The organism is Sorangium sp. So ce385 (assembly GCF_051474135.1).
Classification (GTDB): domain Bacteria; phylum Myxococcota_A; class Polyangia; order Polyangiales; family Polyangiaceae; genus Sorangium; species Sorangium cellulosum_D.
In genome coordinates this window covers 10,513,116-10,534,914 of record NZ_CP150337.1, presented here as the reverse complement: position 1 = coordinate 10,534,914, position 21,799 = coordinate 10,513,116, and the positions used below count along the sequence as shown (strand labels likewise).

At 70.4% G+C, this 21,799-nt stretch carries 12 protein-coding genes and 1 pseudogene; 6 read left to right on the top strand and 7 right to left on the bottom strand.

Annotated elements, in window-relative coordinates:
• The 6 genes and pseudogenes from WME83_RS38535 (at position 1) to WME83_RS38510 (ending at position 3,829) form a co-directional block, all read left to right on the top strand.
• A complete protein-coding gene (locus WME83_RS38535) occupies positions 1-522 on the top strand; it encodes a hypothetical protein (RefSeq protein WP_437314690.1) in 522 nt (173 codons plus the stop codon).
• A 365-nt stretch (positions 523-887) separates the two neighbouring features.
• Positions 888-1,127, top strand: a pseudogene (locus WME83_RS38530) (UPF0758 domain-containing protein); the annotation flags it as partial.
• Positions 1,128-1,282: 155 nt separating this feature from the next.
• A complete protein-coding gene (locus WME83_RS38525) occupies positions 1,283-1,717 on the top strand; it encodes a JAB domain-containing protein (RefSeq protein WP_437314689.1) in 435 nt (144 codons plus the stop codon).
• A gap of 184 nt (positions 1,718-1,901) precedes the next feature.
• The gene (locus WME83_RS38520; protein ID WP_437313607.1) at positions 1,902-2,999 is read left to right on the top strand and encodes an IS630 family transposase; all 1,098 of its coding nucleotides are present in this window, start codon (positions 1,902-1,904) and stop codon (positions 2,997-2,999) included.
• A 16-nt stretch (positions 3,000-3,015) separates the two neighbouring features.
• A complete protein-coding gene (locus WME83_RS38515) occupies positions 3,016-3,312 on the top strand; it encodes a hypothetical protein (RefSeq protein ID WP_437313608.1) in 297 nt (98 codons plus the stop codon).
• Positions 3,313-3,592: 280 nt separating this feature from the next.
• Entirely contained in the window at positions 3,593-3,829 is a 237-nt protein-coding gene (locus tag WME83_RS38510; RefSeq protein ID WP_437314688.1) for a hypothetical protein, read from the top strand.
• A 157-nt stretch (positions 3,830-3,986) separates the two neighbouring features.
• On the opposite strand, the gene WME83_RS38505 is transcribed toward WME83_RS38510, so the two are convergent.
• The 7 genes from WME83_RS38505 to WME83_RS38475 are packed head-to-tail and all read right to left on the bottom strand — an operon-like array spanning position 3,987 to position 21,784.
• Positions 3,987-4,814, bottom strand: a complete 828-nt coding sequence (locus WME83_RS38505; protein WP_437314687.1) for a thioesterase II family protein — start codon at positions 4,812-4,814, stop codon at positions 3,987-3,989.
• Positions 4,811-7,798 (bottom strand): type I polyketide synthase, encoded by a 2,988-nt coding sequence (locus WME83_RS38500; RefSeq protein WP_437314686.1) that lies wholly within the window; start codon positions 7,796-7,798, stop codon positions 4,811-4,813. Before WME83_RS38500 ends, WME83_RS38505 begins: the two co-directional genes overlap by 4 nt.
• Positions 7,795-7,965 (bottom strand): hypothetical protein, encoded by a 171-nt coding sequence (locus WME83_RS38495; protein ID WP_437314685.1) that lies wholly within the window; start codon positions 7,963-7,965, stop codon positions 7,795-7,797. The genes WME83_RS38500 and WME83_RS38495 overlap by 4 nt, the downstream gene beginning before the upstream one ends.
• A gap of 2 nt (positions 7,966-7,967) precedes the next feature.
• Positions 7,968-9,185: an MFS transporter gene (locus tag WME83_RS38490; protein WP_437314684.1), complete on the bottom strand. Its 1,218-nt coding sequence runs from the start codon at positions 9,183-9,185 to the stop codon at positions 7,968-7,970.
• Between the two features lie 10 nt (positions 9,186-9,195).
• Positions 9,196-18,426, bottom strand: a complete 9,231-nt coding sequence (locus WME83_RS38485; protein WP_437314683.1) for an amino acid adenylation domain-containing protein — start codon at positions 18,424-18,426, stop codon at positions 9,196-9,198.
• On the bottom strand, positions 18,423-20,213 hold the full coding sequence (locus tag WME83_RS38480; protein WP_437314682.1) for an acyl-CoA dehydrogenase family protein: 1,791 nt from the start codon (positions 20,211-20,213) through the stop codon (positions 18,423-18,425). Before WME83_RS38480 ends, WME83_RS38485 begins: the two co-directional genes overlap by 4 nt.
• Positions 20,210-21,784 carry an amino acid adenylation domain-containing protein gene (locus WME83_RS38475; RefSeq protein ID WP_437314681.1) on the bottom strand — a complete coding sequence of 525 codons (1,575 nt, stop codon included), beginning with the start codon at positions 21,782-21,784 and terminating at the stop codon, positions 20,210-20,212. Before WME83_RS38475 ends, WME83_RS38480 begins: the two co-directional genes overlap by 4 nt.
• Positions 21,785-21,799 lie beyond the last annotated feature (15 nt).

Here is a 21,799-nt window from a genome sequence, read left to right as displayed (position 1 = left end):
GTGAAGGATCTATTCGCTCTGCGTCGCGGCCAGCGATATTCCATCGAGGCCGCCGTCAACCATAAAAATCGGGATATATCGTTTATGAGCAATGACCATGGCGAAAGGATGGGCGAGCTCTCGCGTCTCGTTGGGCTGGTACTCGACGTCGCAAAGAGTGCTCTGGAGGGACAGGGAACATTTCTCCCCGGTTCGATCGCGGTCGACGCCGCCGGGAAGTATGCCATCGGTGTGGCGCCGCACGGCGGTGTTGACGGCTGGACGCTTCTCACGACCGCGTTCCGGCAGCGCGCGGCGGCCGAGCAGCTCCGGGCGGTCGCGCTCTATCGCGACGTACGGGTCCGTGAACGAGGGGCATCGGAGGACGTGGACGCCATCCATGCCGTCGTGGAGCTCGCCTCGGGCGAAGCGGTCCAAGTGTTCCAGATCTATCGCAAGAATGACGCGGGGGAGATCGTCTACGACAGACCGGAGGTCGAGCATGCACCCTCCGTTATCTTCGGACGGCGCACCCCTCCCTGAGCGCGCGGAGCGCGCGATTTGGGAGGGGCGGACCGCGCGCAGGCGCGGAGCGCCGAGCACGGGCCGGGGGTGGGCATCCGCGCTCTCGGTGCCGTCCTCCGACCTTGCCGATCCGTCATCATCGAGGACCAACACCGAGGGGTGGAACCAGGACGACCCGTGGAACTACGCGCTCGGGAGGACCTCCGCCGTTTCAGAACCCTCATCCTCGATGACCCGATCATCCGCGGCCCGTCTCGCGCTGCTCCCGGGGGCGGGCCTGGCGGCCGCCACCCTCCGCTGCCGCTCCGCCGCCCCAAAGGCGCGCCGATCGCCGCGGCGCCGCGCGCCGGCCGCCGGGCCCGCCGCGTGCTTGTGGCCGGCGCATGAGCTCCTGGAAGCGCGCCGCGCTGCTGCCCGATCACCTCCCCGTCTCCGAGTCGTACACCGACGACCCCGCGGCGCTCGCCGCCTTCCTCGGCCCGCGGGAGCGCGCGCTCGAGGAGGGGATCTGGTCGCTCGGCGACGCCGACCTGCTCGCGATCGTGCTCGGCACCGGGCTGGTCGGCACGCCCGTCACGATCGTCTCCGCCGCGCTCCTCTCGCGCTTCTCCGGGCTGGAGGGGCTCTCGCGGCTCGGCCCGCACGCGCTCGCCGAGCACCCAGGCCTCGGCCTCGCGAAGGCGCTCCGCATCGCCGCGTCGCTCGAGCTCGGGCGGCGCGCGTTCGAGCGCGCGGTGCGCCCGCGGCCGCCGGTGCGCACGTCGGCCTCGATCGCGGCGTGGTGCGCGGCGCAGCTCGGCCCGCTCGATCACGAGCAGATGTGGGTGATCTCGCTCGACGGTCGCAACGGGATGAGGGGGTCGCGCAGGGCGGGCTCCACGGGTGCTCGGTCACGGCGAAGGACATCCTGCGCGCCGCGCTCTCGGACGCGGCGTCGGCGCTCGTGCTCGTGCACAACCACCCGAGCGGCGACTCCGCGCCGTCCCCCGAGGACGTGGCCATGACCGACGCCGTCGCCGCGGCCGGCGAGGTGATCGGGGTGCCGCTCGTCGACCACGTCATCCTCGCGCCGGACGGCCACTACTCGTCGCTGCACGATCTCGGGATGATCAAGCCCGGCGACGCGCCGGCGGAGGGCGGAGCCGGCGCGCGCCCCGCGCAGGCAAGGGCGGCCGGCGCTGGTCCCGGCCGCGCGGGCCACCGCCAGCGCTAGTACAGCGTTCCCGAAGTTCATCCCTGGATCCGAGGTGAGCCAGCCGAGCCCATCGGGGTCGTGCGCAGCCTGAGCGTGGCGAGCATGCGCAGCGCATTGAGGTCTGCGAGGCGAGGTTGCCGGGTCATCTGCGATCGCGTGCGTTCTTGAAGCCCTCGGCTCGGGGCAGGTCCCACGCGCGTAGGTGCCCCGAGCTCGCGCAAAACCCGTCCTGCTGCCCGCGCCGCTGCGCCACAAGCTGCAGCTGACGGCGCGCTCGCCCAAGACCTCGCAGCGCGACGCGCAGCGTGTCCGGATCGTGCTGCTGGCCGACGAGGGATGGAGCAACGAGCAGATCCAGCGCGCCGTAGGCTGCGACATCAAGACGGTGCGCAAGTGGCGCAACCGGGTCGCAGCGATTGCCGACGAGGCGGTGCTGCAGGACAAGCCGCGCACGGGCCGACCGCCGCGCGTGGCGACCACGGTGCACTACGAGCTCATCAAGCTGGCCTGCAGCCGCCCCGATGAGCACAAGGTTCCGTTCGAGCAGGTCTGGACCCTGGACCAGCTGGCCAAGGCCCTGAAGCTCGAGACCAAGGTGGAGCTGAGCCGCACCGAGGTCTGGCGCGTGCTGCAGGGAGCCAGCCTCCGACCGCATCGGGTCCGGCCGTGGCTGCACAGCCCGGACCCGGACTTCCGGTCTAAGGTCGAGGTGATCTGCAAGCTGTACCTGGAGCCTCCCACAGGCGCGACCGTGCTGTGCGTCGATGAGAAGACCGGCATGCAGGCGCTGGAGCATCGGTTCCCCATGCAGCCGTGCCGCAGCCGAAAAGCCGCGCGCCGGGAGTTCGAGTACCAACGCCACGGCACGCTCGCGCTGATCGGCGCCTTCAACGTCAAGACGGGCGAGGTAGTGTCGCGCTGTGGACCGACACGCACCGCCGCCGATCTGCTCGCGTTCATGGACGAGGTGGCGAAGCGCTACCCCACGGGCGAGGTCTACATCATCTGGGACAACCTCAACATCCACCACGGCGCCAGGTGGAACGAGTTCAACGCGCGGCACGGCGGGCGCTTCCACTTCGTCTACACGCCCATCCACGCCTCGTGGGTCAATCAGATCGAGCTGTGGTTCAGCATCCTGAGCCGTCGGGTGCTCAAGCACGCCTCCTTCGCCTCCGCCGAGGAGCTGAGCCGGTGCGTGCTCGGCTTCGTGCGCCGCTGGAACGAGCACCAAGCCCGGCCCTTCCGCTGGAAGTTCCGCGGCCAGTGGAGGGCGACCTTGCCATCGTACGCAGCCTGAGCTTCGGTGCGGGCCCATGCCGAAGCAGCACGCCGCCCCCGAGCACGCCGCCGCGATCAGCTCCTTCCTCGCAGCCCAGGGGCTTTCTCACCTGCGGGCGCGCAAGTACGGGCAGATGGTGATCATCGAGTCGGGTCCTGAAGCCGACCCGAGCGGCCACGCCCGGCTGCGCCGCGACACGGTCCACTTCTGGACGCTCGAGATCGCGACCCACACCGGACGGTGGGAGAAGACCGGCTTCCGCGGCCTGTGGCAGGACCTGCTCAAGCGGCTGATGGCGGACTTCCCCTGGACGCTTGCGCGCATCGAGTAGCGCACCCGCAGTGGCGTTACGCCGTCGGGCGTTGCATCCGCGTCCTGTGACGGAGCTCGCTCCGTTCACCAGCCCGGCTGGCCCGGAGCGTGAACGGGCCGGCATGTCGTCGATCCAGGGACGAACTTCGGGAACGCTGTACTAGCCGAGCTCATCGCGCGCCTCGACTCGAACGATCCTGCGGCACCGTCGTTCACCGCGGGAGGACGAGGCACGCGCGCGCGAGCTGATCGATACCGACCTTGAGCGGGCGATCGACGTCCATGGACACGAGTACGCCGTGGCGTGCGTCGACCAGACCAAGGAGCTCGCCACGCGGCTCCACGAGGCCCTGCGCGGGCTGGAGCGCATCGTGCGCGGGCCCTTCGCCCAAATCCGCCCCGGGTGGGTGGAGCGAGCTCGGGCCGAGCTCTCGCCTTGGATCGATCCCTGGGCCGACCCGGAGGGTCATGGCCCGAAGCTCTCCCTCTTGCGCGACCAGCTGGAGGTCGTGGCGGGGTTCCTCACGCCGCGGTGAAGACGGGCGCGGAGGTCGAGCTGGGGCGCTATTGGGACCTCCCCATCCACCCCGAGTGATCGCACGGCCCGAACGCTCGGCGCGCGGGTTTGGACGAGAGCCGGATACGCCACCTGGTAAGCGCTCCCTCCTTCGAATGAGCTCCCTGCGATGCCCGTCAAGCTCTGCTCCCCGGGCTCGACGTAGATTCTGGAAGGGGCTGGCCGCAGGATTCGCCCCTGGCGCCGTCACGCGCCAGGTCCTCACCCCGCTGCACACCCAGAACGGCACCCAGTACGTCGAGGAGCGCCCGCAGATCCTCCCGGAAGTAGAAGTGGCCGCCGGCGAAGCGATGGATCCGGAAGCTCGATGTGGTGTGTCCACGCCAGGCCTCGAGCGATTCCAGCGACACAGCATCCCGATCGCCGCCCAATACCTCCAGCGGCACCGTCAGCGGCGGACCCGGCCGGTAGCGGTAGGTCTCCAGGAGGGTGAAGTCAGTCCGGAACGCGGGTAGCAGCGAGGAGAGCAGCTCCGGGTCGGCCATCACCTGCTGCGGGATCGCTCCGTACCGATCGCCGATCGCCCTCGCCAGGCTGGCGTCTGGCAACGTGTGCAGACCGGACGCCGTCTGGAGCAGGTGCGGGGCGGCGCACGCCGACACGACGAGTCGGCTGGGCGGCGGCCGGCCCTGTGCGGCCAGCTCGCGGACCACCTCGAATGCCGTGATCGCACCAAGGCTATGGCCGAAGAGAACGAAGGGCGGGGTGAGGGCCGTATCGGCGAGGAACCGGTCAACCAGCTCGCGCATGCTCGCCGGTGGCGCCTCCGCGACGCGCGCTCCGCGCCCGGGCAGACAGATCCCGTAAACCTGAACGCCGGGCAGCTCGCGACCCCACCGAACGTATTCGCTGGGCAGGCCCCCCGAGTGTGGGAAACAGCATAGACGAGCGCTGGGCTCTCCAGGGATGGCCTTGCCCACCAGCCAGGGGCTCTTGCCGATCATCGATCGACCCCAGGCCATGTGGGAGCGGTGCCGCCCCGGCGTTCCTCGATCATCGCGGCGAGCGTCGCGGCGTTGCGGCTGCGTAGGATGTCCGCAGCCGTCACCGCGACGGCGAGCTCCGACCGCACCCACGAGGCGAGCTTGGTCGCGATCAGCGAGTCGCCGCCGAGATCAAGAAAGCTGTCCTGCGCCTCGACGTCCGGCACCCCCAACGCCTGGCCGAAAGCCGCGAGGACCGCGGCCAGCACCGGCGGATACTGCCGGTGATCGCGGGTCTGCCCTGCATCGGGTGTCCCTCGGTCCGTCGCGCCCACCCAGGACAGCGGCGTACTGCCCGCGGCGGTGGGATGGGCAACTTCGGGCGGAGGCACCAGATAACGACGCCGCTCGAAAGGGTAGGTGGGTAGTGGAGCTCGTCGCCGGCGCTCGCCCGAGTGCAATGCGGCGAAGTCGACCTGGACGCCCCCAGCCCAGAGCTCGCCTACGGCGGTGAGGGCGGTGCCCAGATCGGAAACAGACTCGACAGGGTGGGGCAACGCATGCACGACGACGTGCCGGTCTTCGAAATTCGGGTGCTGTCGGGCGAGTGACTGCAGCGTGCGCCCCGGCCCGACGTCGACCATGGCCCGGCTCTCCATCGCAAGCAAGATAGACAGCGCATCCCCGAAGCGGATGGGCTGACGCAGGTGCGCTACCCAGTAGTCCACCGTGCGCAGCGCGTCCGGGTCCGCCCAGGTCCCCGTGGTGTCGGAGATCATCGGCAGTTCGGGCCGGTGGAGCTTCAGGCCAGCGACGACCGCTGCAAACCGGTCGAGGATCGGCTCGACGAGCGAGGAGTGCCCCGCGGTAGCGATCCGTAGCACGCGGGCCTCGACCGAGCGCTCCGCCTGCTCCCGCGCGAACCGGACCACCCGGTCGACGGGGCCGGTGACCGTGCACTGCCGTGGTCCGTTCACCGCGCCGATCGACAGTCCCGGAGGAAGCAGCGGCGTGAGCTCGGCCTCGGGGAGCCGTACGGCGGCCATACCACCCGCTGGGACCAGGCTGAGCAGCCGTCCCCGCTCGACCACCAGCTTGACGGCGTCCTCCGGGGACAGGACGCCGGCCACGCAGGCGGCCGCATAGGCGCCCAGACTATGGCCGACCACGACCTTCGGCCGTAGCCCCCAGGATACCAGCAGATGGGCCATCGCGTACTGGACCGCAAAAACGGCCGGCTGGCCGACGGCGATGGTGTCCAGATGCCGCCTGGCAAGATCGCGCTCGCGGTCCCCTTTGGGGAACAGCACGTCGCGCAGATCCAGCCCCAGTGACGCGCCCGCCAGGTCCGCGACCTGGTCGAGGCAGCGGCGAAACCCCGGTTCCTGACCGTAGAGCGCGGCGGCCATGCCGACGTGCTGGCTGCCCTGCCCGGGGAACATGAACACCGGCGCAGGGCTCGTCGCCGCGGCGGCGCCGTCGTCGCGGCGTCCGCCGCGGAGCGCGGTCACCGCTTCGGTCAGGTCCGTGCAGACCACGAAACGGCGATGCGCGTGCGCGGCGCGGCCGGTCTGAAGGGTCCACGCCACGTCGGCGAGGTCGACCTCCGGGCGGGCCTCGAGGTGGTCGGCGAGCTGCCGCGCGGCCGCCTCGACGCCGCTGCGGGTGCGCCCCGACAGCACGAGCAGCTGATGCGACCGACCCGCCGAGCCCTCGGGGACGGTGGGCGCCTGGGCCACCACGGCGTGCGCGTTGGTACCGCCCACCCCGAACGAGCTGGTGCAGCCGATGCGGGGGCGGCCCGGCGTGCCCCATGGGCGCAGCTCGGTGTTGACGTCGAACGGGGATGAGGCGAAATCGATCATCGGGTTGGGCCGCTCGAAGTGCAAGCTCGGGGGCAGCACGCCGTGCTCGACGGCGAGCACGGTCTTGATGAGCCCCACGACGCCCGCGGCGGCGTCGGCGTGGCCGATGTTCGTCTTCACGGAGCCGATCCAGCAGCGGCCGCGCTGGCCGCCGCCGGCGCGGAACGCCTTCGTTAGCGCCGCGATCTCGATGGGATCGCCCAGCGCGGTGGCGGTGCCATGCGCCTCCACGTAGCCGATCTCGTCAGGGTGGATCCCGGCCGCGGCGTGCGCGGCGCGGACGACCTCAGCCTGACCGGAGACGCTGGGCGCAGTGAACCCGATCTTGTGTCTGCCGTCGTTGTTGATGGCCGAACCACGGATCACCGCATGCACGTGGTCGCCGTCGGCGACGGCGTCGGCCAGCGGCCGAAGCACCACCAGCCCCACTGCGCTGGCGCTGACCGTCCCGGAGCTGGCCGCGTCGAACGCTCGGCAGTGTCCGTCCGGCGCCACGATGCCCCCGGGCGTGTACCGCATTCTCGGCAGGCTCGCCAGCACGCTCGCCCCGCCCGCGAGCGCCATATCGCAGTCGCCGGCGAGGAGCGCCTGAATCGCGACGTGCACGGCCACCAGCGACGTGGAGCAGGCCGTCTGCACCGTGATGGCCGGACCGGTCAGCCCGAGTCGATAGGCGATCCGGCTGCTCAGGAAGTCTACGGCCGTGGACTGCCGGACCTGCCACTCGTCGACGAACGGCAACTGATCGAGCCGGGCCCGGACGTGCTCGGCGTAGTTGGTGCCGGAGCCGCCGACGAAGACCCCGGTCGCCGGACGGTCGGCGCCGCCGTACCCGGCGCGCTCCAGCGCCTCGTGCGCACACTCCAGCAGCATGCGGTGCTGGGGATCGAGAATCAACGCATCGTTGGGCGAGCAGCCGAAGAACTCCGCGTCGAACTCGTCCGCCCCCGTCAGCAGACCGTACGCCGGGACATACTCCGGGTACGCGGGGTCGCGGCGATCGTCCAGGACCGAGATGGACTCGATACCTCGGCACAGATTCTGCCAGAACTGCTCCACGGAGGCGGCTGCAGGGAACCGTCCCGCCATGCCAATGACGGCGATGTATCGGCTCTGGTCGTCGTGCTGGGTGCTCGTCATGTCGTGCCTCCCTGGAGCGGAGATGTCGACGACGCCGCGCGGTGATCCGCCGCCATGCGGTCGAGCGCGCGCCGGTCGCCGAGGTCCGGCGCCTCGTCGAGGGGAGCGCCCACGGCCTGGGGCGTCCAGTCGGGGTGCAGTGTGTCGAAGGGTGACGGAGGTGCCACGTTCAGCCTTTCGAGGTTTCCTGGGCGGGGGCTCCAGCGCCGAACACGAACAGCGCCGCGGCCATGACCTGGAGGGCGACCAGGATACGGAAGACGGTCGGGAGTCCAGCGCTCTGCGCCGCAGTGCCCGCCAGGGCCCAGCCCAGCGCACCGGCGGCGAGCGCGAGCGAAGTGGCGACGGTCAGGCTCTCGGTGCGTAGCCGTGCCGGGACGCGCAGGGCGCGCACCGCCGCGACCGGAGCGCTGGAGACCCCGTTCAGCAGGCCGACCAGGATCAAGCAACCGGCCAGGGCTGCGACGTTCAGCGGCAACAGCAGGGGCACGAACGCCAGGCCGAGCGCTACCCGGCCGGTGACCGCCAACGTACTGGCGGGCAGCCGCCGCAGCAGGAGCCCCACCAGCAGGGTCCCGGCGAGGGCCCCGCCGCCGAACATCGCGAGCAGCGTGCCGGCCACCATCGCGGAGCCGTGCTGGTGGGTGAGGGCGATGACGGGCAGCAGCGCGAACAGGGCCTGCCAGGCCATCTCACCCAGGGCGAGCCCGAGCGACCAGGTGCCAAGCAGCCGGTCCGCCAGCAACGTGCGCGCCCCCGCGCCCAGGGACCCACGACCCGTCTTGACCGGCTCCGTCGTCCGGGGCAGGCACAGCCGCAGCAGCGCCGCCGACGTCGCGAAGGAGGCCGCGTCCAGCAACAGCACCACAGGGGCGCCCAGCCCCGCGATCAGCACGCCGGACAGCAGCGGGCCGAACAGCACGCTGAGCCGCGTGGCGGTCTGCAACGTCGCGGTCGCTCTGCTCAACAGCGCCTCGTCCTCTCCCACCACGATGGGCAGTAACGACTGCTGGCTGGCCAGGTAGGGCGCGAAGAACGCACCGACCGCGAACATCACGACGATGAACACGCCGATATTCAGCCAGCCCAGGTGGTACAGCAGCGGCAGGAGGGCGACGAACGCCCCACGGACGGTGTCGCCGATGAGCATCACCCGTCGCGGGCCCACGCGGCCCGCGAGCGAGGCGCCGAACACGCCGCATCCGGCGATGCCCGCCATCTGCGCCGCCATCACCAGGCCCATATCGCGCGACGATCCAGTGAGCTGAAGCACCAGCCACGGTATGGCCACGGCGCTGAGCTGGGTACCCAGCATCGACGTGAACTCGGCGATGAGCAGAACCCGTAACGTGCGATGGCGCCCGATCCGAAGCTGGTTTCGCTCCATGGCGACCCTATCAGGTTTCATCCGTCGTGCTCCGGCCGCGGCGGACTGGCCGAGCGACACGGCGTGGCCGGGCCTGTACGGGCCGCTCACCGTTCTCCAAAGCCGCCGCGAGCGATGCCACGGTGGGGTGCTCGAACAGGTCGACGATGGGGATGTCGCGGTCCAGAGCCGCGACGAGCCGGCCATGCAGCTTGGCCAGGGTCAGCGAGTTGCCGCCGAGGTCGAAGAAGTTGTCGTGCGCGCCGACGCTGGTGGTGCCCAGCACGTCCGACCACACAGCGGCGATGCGGCGCTCGAGCTCGCTGGCAGGGATGGCGAAGCCGTCCCCGCGGACGAGGTCCGCTCGGATCGGACGGGGCAGCTTGGCCACGTCGACCTTGCCGTTGGTGCCGAGGGGTAGCTCCACGAGCCACACCACGGCCTCGGGGACCATGTAGGCGGGCAGGCTGGACCGGAGCCGAGCCAGCAGCCGCGCGGTGTCGGTTCGGCCTGGTTTGCTGGGGGTCACGTAGGCGACCAGCGCTGGCACCTGTCGCGGATCGCCGTGGACGACCGCCTGGGCCACCTCCGGCTGGCGGATCAGCAGCTGCTCGATCTCGCCGGGCTCGACCCGGTGCCCGCGGATCTTGAGCTGCCGGTCGGCCCGACCCATGTACTCGACGGTGCCATCGGCGAGCCAGCGTCCGAGATCGCCAGTTCGGTAGATCCGTAGCAGCTCGCCATCGAGCTCCACCGAGCGGAACTTGTCAGCGGTCAGCTCGGGCCGCCGATGGTAGCCGGCGGCCAGGCCGCCGCCGGCCAGGCAGATCTCACCGGTGGCGCCTACGAGACACCGGCGCCCCTGCGGGTCGAGCACGTGCACGCGGACCCCAGCGATGGGCCGACCGATCCGGTTGAGCGGAGGCCGCGCCGCCGCCTCGAGGTCGTGGACCGTGGCGACCACCGAATTCTCGGTGGGGCCGTAAGCGTTGCATACCGGGTAGGGCAGTCCGTGCGGCGGCCAAGTCGATAGCGGGGCGCCGCCGATGAGCATCTGCCGCAGCCGCTTCGGGCCGGTCCCGGACGTCCATACGGCCTCCGCGAGCGGCGTTGCCAGAAACGCGACGCTGACGCGGCGCCGGTCCAGCCAGTCTCCGACCGTCGACGCGACGACCGGCGCCTCGTGCGGCACCAGGCAGGCGCCGGCGGCCAGGGTATACCAGACCTCCCACTGGGAGGCGTCGAACCCGACGCTGAGCAGATGCGAGCAGCGGTCGCTGTGGCCGATGGCGCGGCTACGCACGGTCCACTGGATCAGCCGGGCCAATCCCCCGTGCGTGACGACCACGCCCTTCGGGTCACCCGTGGTGCCTGAGGTGTAGATGACGTACGCGGCGGATTCGGCGCTCCATTCCGGGTCGCCAGCGTCGGCGCTCCCGTCGGTCTCGTCGGTCTGGTCGACGCGCAGGACCGGCGTCGAGCCCGACCGTGCCGCCCCGGCGTGGTCGGTCAGCAAGACAGGCGCGCCAAGGTCGTCGAGAATGAACCTCACCCGACCATCTGGCCACGACGGGTCGATGGGGCAGAACGCCGCGCCAGCCAGCCAGGCACCCAGCATCGCCGCCGTGAAGTCCTCACCGCGCTCCAGCAGCAGCGCTATCGCCGAGCCCGTGCCGCTCAGCCGCGGCCGGATCCGGGCCGCCAGCGCCCGCGCACGCCCGACGAGTCGCTGGTAGCTCAGCGACCCACGGAGCGACTCGACGGCCGGCGCCGAGGGCCGGTCACGGCCGTGCCGCAGCACCAGCGCAGGCACCGGCGTCATCGGTTCGGGCTCGGGTCCGCGCTCCCACCCGCGCAGCCGCGCTATCTCGCCCCCGCCGACGTCCACCGCCGCCACCGGCTGGTCGAAGTTGTCCGGCATCAGCTCCAGGAGCCGGCCGAGCATGGCGGCGAAGCGCTCCACGTCGTCGCGGCGAAAGCGATCACCACGGTACGCCACGACGCCGGACAGATGCGTACCGTTCTGGTTGAGCGCCACGGTGAGGCCGAGCTTGCCGATGTACTCGGCGCCGTCGCGGCTGATGTTGGCGGCCCGCAACGGTCGTCCGGCCAGCGAGGCGGGCTCGCCCGGCGCAGCGCTGAAGGACAGCGACACGTCTGCATACGGCGTCCGGCCGGGGCGACGCTGCGGGTTGAGCCGCTCCACGACGTCCTCGAACGGCGCGCCCGCGTGCTCGAAGGCGCCCAGCACCTCCGAACGCATGCTCTGCAAGGTATCCAGGAAGGTAGCGTCGGCGGCGAGCTTGGAGCGCAGCACCACCGTGTTCAGGCACGGCCCGAGCAGCTCGGCGAAGCGCGGGTCGTCACGGTTCGCGATCGGGCTGCTGATCACCACGTCGGATCGCCCTGTCCAGCGGTGTAGCAGAGCGACGAGGGCAGTCGCCGCGATGATGAACGGGGTGACGCCGGACCGGGCCTGCACCGGTCGCAGCCGCTCCAGCAGGTCGGCGCAGAGCGGGATCGTCACGGCGCCGTGCGGCCCGGGCTCCGCCGGGGCGATGAAGTCCACGTAGGCTGGGGCGCCCGCCAGCTTGTTCTCCCAATAGGCCAGCTCGGACCGGCGCTGCGCGGTGTCCCGCAGCGCAACCTGCGCGGCGACGAAGTGCCGGTACTGCGCTCCGTCATCGGCGACGATCGTCGCGGTCACCTCGGGCGAGCGGCCGTGGATCGCGTCGGTGAGCTCGGTGAACAGCCGGGCGAGGCTGCCGGCCAGCGCTGCGGCGTCCGCGGCCGCCACCCGCCGCCCCTGATAAGACAGCACGGCGGTGAGCTCGCCGTCCTGCTCGGCGACCGTGAGCGTCAGGCCGAATTTGGCCTCGCGCGACCACAGCGCGTCAAAGAACAGCGGGGTCAGCTCGACGCCGTCCAGCGCCGCGCGGCGGGCGCTGCGCAAGTTCATGTTGAGCATCACGTCGATGTAGGGGGCGCGCCCCGCGTCGCGGGCCGGGGCGAGCCGGCTCACGACCTCCTCGAACGGCGCGCCGGCGTGTTCGAGCGCGCCGAGGATCTCGGCGCGCATCGCGCGCAGCGCGTCGTCGAGGGGCGCGCCTGCGCTCAGGTCCGAGCGGAGCACGATCGTGTTCAGGCACGGCCCGAGCAGCTCGGCGAAGCTGGCGGGATCCCGGGTCGAGACCGGCACCCCCATGGTGATGGTACGCTGCCCCGTCCACCGGTGCAGCGCGACGGCCAGCGCGGCGCCGAAGACCATGAACCACGTGACACCGTGCTGGGTCTGCAACGACCGCAGCCGGTCGAGCAGGTCCGCCGGGAGCGGCACGCGAACGGCACCATTGGGACCGGCCTGCGCCGGGGCGGGGAGGTCCAGATTGGGCGGTGCGTCCGCGAGCTTCCGCTCCCAATAGGCCAGATCATCCTCGCGCCGCGCCGTGTCCTGGCGGGCCGTCTGCGAGGCCACGAAGTCCCGGTACTGCACGGCCGGCGGCGCCGCGGTCTCTCCGGTGACGGCGGAACGGTAGTAACGCTCCAGCTCGGCCAGGAGCACAGGGACGGACTCGCCATCGATGACGAGATGGTGCAGACACAGCAGGAGCGCGTGCCCCTGCGCGCCGAGGTCGGCAACTGCCACCCGCAGCAGCTGGCCTGAGGTGAGGTCGAACCGCTCACTGGCGGCCTCATCGAGCCAACGCGTCAGCTCCGCGTCGTGATCGCGCGAGCCGCGCAGGTCCAGCATCTCCAGCCGTGGCTGCCATCCCTCGACCACCACTTGCCGTAGAGTGTCAGCCTCGGCCACGAACGCCGTCCGTAGCAGCTCGTGCCCGGCCACGAGCTGGGTCAGGGCGCGACCCAGGAGCTCGCAATCGAGCCTACCAGACGCCCTCCAGGCCAGGGCTACGTTGTTTCGGACCTGCTCATCGACGGCCTCTGCGAGCCACAGGCGTCGTTGGAAGGCGGTGGCCGCCAGCGCGGCCGCGGCGTGCGCCGAGCCCGATTCGGGGTGCACGGCAGGTCGCGGACCGCCGATCTCCCGGTCGATCAGATCCGCGAGATCCTGCAGCCGAGGGCGCTCGAATAGGGTCTTGAGCGGCATGTCGATCCGGAACCGCTGGCGGAGCTGGTTGATCAGCCGGACCGCCAGCATGGAGTGACCGCCGAGGGAGAAGAAAGAGTCATGGGCGGACACGGCGGCGACGCCGAGCAGCTCGGACCAGATGCCAGCGATCGCGGCGGCGGTGGGGGTGCGGGGCTCGGGCCCGGCGGCGCCCTCCATCGGGACGGCGCGGGCGCGCACGGCGGCGACGTCGAGCTTGCCATTCGAGGTCAGGACGAACTTGTCGACGCGCTCGAACACCGACGGGAGCATGTACTCGGGTAGCTTGCGGGCCAGGCGCCCGCGCAGCTCGGCCAAGGCCACCCCGCCCCGGCTCTGCACGACCGCGACGAGGCGATCGTCCTCGAGGACCACGACCGCCTCTTCGACAGCGGGGTGCTCACGCAGGCACGACTCGATCTCGCCGAGCTCGACGCGGTAGCCGCGTAGCTGCACCTGGGAATCGGCGCGGCCGATGAAATGCAGCGCGCCGTCGGCGCCGTAGCGGGCGAGATCCCCGCTGCGGAACAGGGGGCCGGAGCTGAAGGGTGAAGCGACGAAGCGCTCCGCCGTGAGCTCTGGCCGGTTCAGGTAGCCGCCAGCCACGCCGGCGCCGCCCACGAAGATCTCGCCCACCGCGCCGACGGGCAGCAGTCTGCCTCGGGTGGACGGGTCCAGAAGGAGCAGCGTGGTCGTGGGGATGGGCGTGCCAATGACGCTGGCGTCGGCGTCCACATCGGCGCGCGTTACCGTCCGGATGCTCGCGTGTACGGTGGTCTCGGTGATACCGTACATGTTGACCAGCCGAACATGCGGGTACCGATCCATCCACGACCTGAGCATGGCCGGCCGCAGCGCCTCCCCGCCAAAGATGACGTAGCGCAACCGGCTGAGGCTGCCCGGCGACTGGGGCTCGAGCGCTAGCAACCGCCGGAACGCGCTGGGCGTCTGGTTGAGCACCGTGACGCGCTGGCGCTGCACGAGCTCCCAGAACAGCTCGGGATCCTTCGCTTGCTGCTCGGAGACGAGGACCACTCGACCTCCGTGGGTCAGGCCGCCGAACAACTCCCATACCGAGAAATCGAAGGCATAGGAGTGAAACATCGTCCAGACGTCGGACGCACCGAAGGTGAACGGCGAGCGGTCGTTGTGCAGCAGCCGGACCAGGTTGCGATGCGTGATCACGACGCCCTTGGGCCGGCCCGTGGTTCCGGACGTGTAGATGCAGTAGGCCGGTGCGTCCGGCGCGACGCGCGGCAGCTCCGATTCGACGTGGTCGGACAGCGTCGGGCGCACGACCTGCCCGGGAAAGCCGTCCAGACCCGGATGCGGCATCGCATCGTCGGGCGAGATGACCCACCGGGCGCCCGAGTCAGCGAGCATGAACTTCACGCGGTCAGGCGGCAGTGCCGGGTCGATCGGCAGGTACGCAGCGCCGGCCAGCAGGACGGCCAGCATCGCCTGCACCTGATCGGTGCCGCGCGGCAACAGCAGGGCCACCAGCTCGCCGCCGCCGACGCCGCGCGCCACGAGCGCCCTGGCCAACGCCTCCGCCCGGTCCAGCAGATGGCGGTAGGTCAGCGAGGTGTCCCCCGCCGTGACGGCCACCGCCTGCGGCCGGGCGAGCGCGTGCCGCCGGATGAGGTCGTGTACCGCAGCCTCAGGGTAGCGGGCTTCGGTCGCGTTCCACACCGACAGCTGCGTATGCCGCTCGTCCTCGGTCAACGGATCGGCGTCGCCGATCGCCCGCTCGGGCTCCGCGACGAGCTGGTCGAGCAGCGCGCGATAGTGCTCGGTCATGGCCTGCATCTGGTCGTGGTCGAAGTACCGGCCATTGAAGACGAGCCAGCCATCCATCACGCCGGAGCCCGGCCGCAGGAACAGGTGCAGGTCGTACTTGCCGTATCCGCTGGCTGTCTGAACGTCCTCGGCGGCGGTGCCGTCGGCGGTGCGGATCCGCCCGGGATCGTCTGCATAGGTAAACAGCACGTCGAACAATGCCGTACGGCTCATGTCCTTGGACGGGTCGACCCGGCGGACCAGCTCGTCGAAGAACGCCTGATCATGGGCTTGGGCGTGGGCCACCTCGGAAGCCGTCTCCGCGGCGAGCGCAGCGAAAGGCAGGTGCGCTGCTGCGCGGAGCCGCACGGGCAACAGGTTGGCCAGAGGGCCGATCACATGCCGGGCAGCCGCCTGCCGTCTCGGGTGGTCAACGCCCACGACCATCTCTTCTTGGCCGGTATACCAGCCGAGCAGCGCGGCGAAGGCACTCAGCATCAGGTTCGAGACGCTGAGGCCGAGTCGCTCTGCCGCGTCGACGACACGGGCGGCGGGCAGCGCGAACTGGACGCGCCGCTCCTCATACACGTGGATGGCCTCGCGCGGCCGCCGCTCGGGCAACCGCAGCGGGTCGACAGCGGGTAGCAGCCGAGCGGCACGGGCGTCCAGGTGCTTGGCCTTGACCTCGGCCGACACCTCCTCCAGCCACGCGGCGTAGCTGCTCGGGGCGGGCGCGTGGCCGACCACGCCGGCCAGGAGCTGCTCGGCGAGGAGCCGCAGCGAGGCCCGGTCGACCACCGCCTGGTGGCCGACGAGCGCCAGCCAGCCGCCGCCGAGCTCCCCCGGCATCACGGCGACCCGCAGCAGGCAGTCGCTCGCTAGATCGAAGGGCGCGGCCGCCCAGTCCGTCAGGGCCTCGGGCACATCGGAGCCCGCCGGCCGGGGTTGCCCGCGCAGCCACTGTGGGCTGACCGCCACCTCGGATCGCGCTCGCTGGACGATCCGGCCATCGACGCTGTCCAGGACTGTGCGCAGGGCCTCGTGGGCTCGCACCACGGCGGTGAGCGCCACGGTCAGCGCGTCGGGATCGGGCAGGCGGTCGACCCTTAGGAAAAGAGGAAGGTTGTGGTATGTCGGCGGCGTCGGATACACGTGACTGGCCTCGAACCGATCGACGAACCACATGCGTTCCTGGTGGGCCGACGCGGCGTGAACGGTATCTGCCAGACCCGCATCGGGCGCCGGCGGGCTCGACACGGTCACCTTTCTGCCGCCGGCCGCGGGCTTGTAGCAGGAGTCCAGCTCCCGCAGCAGGACTCCCATCGACTCGCCGTCCCACACCAGGTGGTGCAGACACAAGAACAGCAGCTGGTCGGCGTCGCCCATCTCGACGAGGGCCGCGGTCAGCAGGCGTCCAGACGCCGGATCGAACTCATGGTGGGAGGCGTCGCTCAGCCAGTCGTGCAGCGCCGCCTCGGGGTCCGCGCGGTCCCGCAGGTCCACGCTGTCGACGTGGGGCGACCACGGCTCGCCGACGACCTGCCACAACTTGCCATTTCGCTCATGGAACTCGGTGCGTAGCAGCTCGTGTCGCGCCACCATCCTGGTCAGGGCATGGGACAGATCCGTCGCCTCGAGGCCGCCGCCGGGAACCCGCCAGGCCAGCGGGACGTTGTAGGCGGCGCGGCCGGACTCCACCCGCTCGGCGAGCCAGATGCGCTGCTGGAAGCTGGAGGCTGGGATCGCCTCGGCCGGCGTACCGGGCAAAGGAATCCTCTCTCCGCCCGCGTTCGGCATCGACCGCCGGACCTGCTCCGCGAAGTCGACCAGGCGCGGACAGTCGAACAACGTCCGGATCGAGACCTCCGTGCCGAAGCGATCCGACGCCGCGACGACCAGGCTCTCCGCGAGCAGCGAATGCCCACCCAGCTCGAAGAACGAGTCCTCGGGGGTGATGCCGCCGACACCCAGGACCTGCTGCCACACGTCGACCATCGCGGCGACCACGCCGGAGTACGCGGCCGTGGCACGGGCGCCGGTCGCGAGGGGCGTGGGAGGCGTTGCCGGGCTCGACGCGGCCAGTACCGGCGACAGCGCGGCGTGCGGGTCCGCGCTCAGCTCGCGCAAGATCGTGTGATAATCCGCCGCCAGCGCGGCGACCATGGTCGGGCCCACGGCCCCCATCGGGTCCTTCCACAGCACATGGGTTCCAGCGCGGTCCTCGCGGACCATGACGGCGAGGGTGAACCCAGCGCTGCTTTCCATGTCCAGCAGGCTCAGGGTAGCGGTCGCGGCGGGGGCGATCAGCGGCAGCTCCTGAACATCGACGTCGTCACGCAATCCCGCGTTCCAGTATTGGAATACCGTCTGGTGGGTCCGGGCACGAGCCGCCGGCCCGGTCAGTCCAGCCGCCCGCATGATCGCCGGCAACGGCAGGTCCCCGTGCCGCATCGCGTCCTTGACCCGGCCGCGCAGGCGATGCGCCAGATCGGCATAGGTGTCCGAGCCGCGCACCTCACTACGGATCGGCAACGCGTTCACGAAGTACCCGATCAGGTCCCGCAACGACTCGGTGGTCCGGCCGTGAAACGGGAGGAACGCGAGCACGTCCTCGGCGCCCGTGTGTCGGCGGAGCAGCGCGAAATACCCAGCGAGCAAGACGGTGACGTAGGAGACGCCCAGATCCGCGGCGCGGGCGCGCACGCGGGCGACGAGCTGCGGATCGAGTGTTTCACTCCGTACCGTGTACTGCGGCGGGTCGACCGTGGCGGGCAGGTCGAGCCCTGGGGCCGTGGCGCCCAGGACGCTGCGCCAATACGCCCGGGGTAGATCACCGGCGCTTGTATCGGCCAGCGCCCGCGAGCGGCGGGCGTACTCCGTCAATACCGCGGCATGGTCCGTGGGAGGCAGCGGCTCGCCTGCATACGCCCGGCGCAGCGCATCGAGCAGGATCAGGATCGAAGCCCCATCGTACACGATGTGGTGTACCGAGATCAGCAGGATGGTGTCGTCTCGCCCACGCAGCACGTCGACCCGGGCCAACGGCCCTCGACGAAGGTCGAACGGGAGCTGCCAGGTCCGGCGTATGGCCTCGTCGCGGTCGTCTATGAAGGTAGACTCCCGTACCTCGATAACCGGCGCGTCGGACCAATCCAGCACGAGCCCATCGGCCCCCGACGTGATCCGTCCCCGAAGGTGCGGATAGGCCTTCCCCAGGGCCGCGACGGCCGCGCGGAGCAGCGTCGTGTCGAGCGCGCCGCGCACCAGGAATGGCGTCGGTATGATGTGCGCCCATCGGGTGGGATCCAGATTCCAGGCGATCCACATGGCCTCTTGCCCAACGGAGAGCGGAATCTGCTGCGATGCGGTGTTCATGAGTTGCTCTTTTCCGGCCTGTCGCCGCGCGGAAAGCCGGAGGGGACGTCGGCGGCGAGGTAGTCGAGGGTGGTGCCGCCCAGCCAGGCGGCGGTGACAGCGGCGAAATTGGCGGGAGCGTCGGCGGAGAGCCGGCGGCGCAGGTCGGCGACGCGGTGCCTGGCCGACACGCAATACACGTCGGTCAGGTCCTGCCCGCTGGCATCGCCGGTCGCGGCCATCGTCGAGGCGCGGGCGAGGGTGAGAGACATGACGAGCAGCTCTCGGGCGACGCTGGTAAGCAAGACGAGTGTTCGCTCCTGTTCCAGCAGCGCGGTACGGTCGGGGTAGCGGCGCGCCAGCTCCAGGCAGGTGGAGCCGAACCGATGGACCTCGTCGGCGACCCAGCGAAGGTGGCGCAGGTTACGATCGGTGAGGTTGGCACCGTCGAAGTTCCATCGAGCGGGCTCCGTGGCCAGCTCCGCCGCGTTGTCCGGCTCGGGATAGTAGTACGATAGGATCGACATCCGAGCGATCCAGTTGTCGAGCTGGAAGTCCACTCCCCCGGAGATCCGAAGGTTGCGCGCGTCGCGCATGAACCGCTCGACCGGGACCGGCGGCACCCCCCGCTGTTGCTTGCTGTGCGCGGTCTCGTAACCCTCCGCTGCCAGCAGCGACATCGTCCGGTCGACGATGTCCCAGCAGAGCAGCGAGCTGACGTTCTTCGCGGCGTTCTGCTCGAAGCGCTGGTTGGTCCGCCGATCCTGGTCATCCGGGAGCAGGCTCCACTGCGACATCGTCTCGATCGCGAAGGTCTGTGCGAGCGACTCCGCCAGTTGCTGCTGAATCTCCTGGTACTCCGCCAGCTTCCGGCCGTCGATCTCGCGCCGCAGCACGAAGTCCCGCGCCCATTGCACGCACAGCTTGGCGATAGCCAACGACGGCGCCGCGATGAGGTGCAGCCGGCCCCGAGCGACCAGCTTCGCGGTTTCCGGGGTTACTCGGACCTCGTGGTCGACGGCGCGCTCCACGAGCATCTGGTCGGCTGGAACGAGCACGTCGTCGAAGTTCAGCCAGCCGTTGGGGAAACCCTTGAGCCCCATGTACTCGTGCCACTGTCCGGCGGTCACGCCAGGGTTGTCGGTACGCACGAAGAACATCCGGATCCGCTCTCGGCCGTCTTCGCGGACCGTCGCCGATACGCTGACCAGCTCGGCGACCGGCGCGTGCCCCACGAAGACCTTCCGGCCGCTGAGCAGATAGGCGTCTCCCGTTTCGACCCGCGTGGCGGTGGTGGCCCGGGACTGGTTCGCCGCCCCCGTGGGCTCGCTGTCGGCGCTGGCCGAGAGGCCGCCGCGGGCAACGTGCGCGCGCAGCAGCTCACGCAGCGGTCCCTCGGGCAGAACCGAGAGGAAGGCGCTGGCGCCGAGCGCGTTCTCGACCGCTATGGACAGGGCGACCGGCGTGCACCAGCTCGCAGCCGCCTCGACTACCCGGAATGTATTGTAGTGGGACAGCTCACGCCCGCCGACTCCTCGACTTGCCTGCAGACGAAAGTAGCCGCGCGTCGCCAGCTCCGCGAGCAGTCCGTCAGGTAGCTCGCGGTCGCGGTCGACGGCCGTCGGGTCGATTCGCTCGCGGAGCAGAGCGGACAGCTGCTCGACGAGGCCGTCGCCGTCAGCCCGGTCCTGCGCACCCTGGACCGGAAAGTCTCGGAGCAGATCCCAGCGAAACCTGCCCTGGTACAGCTCCTCCAGGAAGCTGGGCCGGTCCGGGTCGCTGGAGAAGTTACGAGATCTCTTGGTCATCGGGTCCTCGGGGGCAGATGGCAGGAGGCGCCTACGCGAGGCTCGGGGTGCTCCGCCAGGGTCCGCCGGTCGGTCTTGCCGGACGCATTGCGCGGCAACGCCGCCAGCCGGACGAACCGCCCGGGCACCATAGGGGCGGGGAGCGTCGCGCGGGCGAGCTCGGCGAACCCCGGCGTCGGGTCGGCGTCGGCGACGTAGAAGGCCACCAGCATCCGGCCTCCTACCCGGCTGCGGGTACAGACCACAACCAGGTCCCGAATCCCGGAGACCCTGCGCAGCGCCGCCTCGACCTCACCCAGCTCGATCCGGAAACCGTTGATCTTCACCTGATCGTCGGCTCGACCCGAGTAGCAGTGCACGTCGTTCGCGGTCCTCGTGGCCAGATCCCCGCTGCGGTAGTAAACCCTGGGGGTACGGCCAGGGATCGCCATCTGGCGGAATCGCTCGGCGGTGATGTCGGGCTCGTTGAGGTAGCCGATGGCGACCCCATCTCCAGCAACCCATATCTCGCCGGTCATCCCCGGCCCGACTGGGGCGCCGCTGTCGTCGAGGACCTGAAGCTCCCAGCCATCCAGCGGTTCGCCGAGATCGGTGGCAAATTCACGCTCATCCCCGGTCGAGTCGAGCTCGGCCGGTAGCAGTGGCCGCGTGGTGACGAAGACCGTGGTCTCCGTGATGCCGTAGGTGTTGATGAACTCACAATCGGCGCGGACCGATTCCCTCCAGGACCGGATGTCGGCCACGTCGATCGACTCGCCACCGAAGATGATGCGGCGCACGGTCGTTGGTCGGTCCGGTAGCTGCCTCGCTGCCGCGGCCAAGTACCGGAAGACCGACGGCACGATGTTCAGGATCGTGACCCTTTGTCGTACGAGCAGCTCGGCGCTGGCCCGCGGCGATCTGGCCACCTCCGCTGGCACCACCACGAGGGTGGCCCCAGTGGCCAGCGCCCCCCACATCTCCCATACCGAAAAATCGAAGCAATGGGAGTGAAACAGCGTCCATACGTCGCTTTCATCGAACCGGTGCCGCGAGCATACGGCGTCGACCATGGCCACAACGCTGCGTCGGCGCACCTCCACGCCCTTCGGGCGACCCGTGGAGCCCGAGGTGTAAATGACGTAAGCGGCGCTCTCAGGGTCGACCTCGACCTTGGGCTTAGCAGGCATGTCCAGGGACCAGTCGACCCGGTCCAGGCGGAGCACGCGTGCGACGCCGATCCTGTCAGGCAGCTCGCGATCGGATATGACGGCAGACAGCCCACTGTCGTCGGTCATGAACCCAAGCCGCTCGGACGGGTACGCCGGATCGAGCGGCACATAGGTATCGCCGGTCGCCGTGACCGCGAGCACGGCCACCACGAGGTCGGCCGTGCGCCCCAGGTGTAGACCGATGCGGGCACCCGACTCCGGACACAGCTCGCGTATGGCCGCGGCAAGCGCACCAGCGCGGCGGGCGAGCTCTGCGTAGGTGAGGCTGCCGTGCTGGTCGCGCACCGCGTCCCGGGCTGGGGCCCTGGCGGCATGACGGGAGAATAGCTGGTACAGGTCACCCGATGATGTCGTCGACATGTTCCTCGCCTTGTT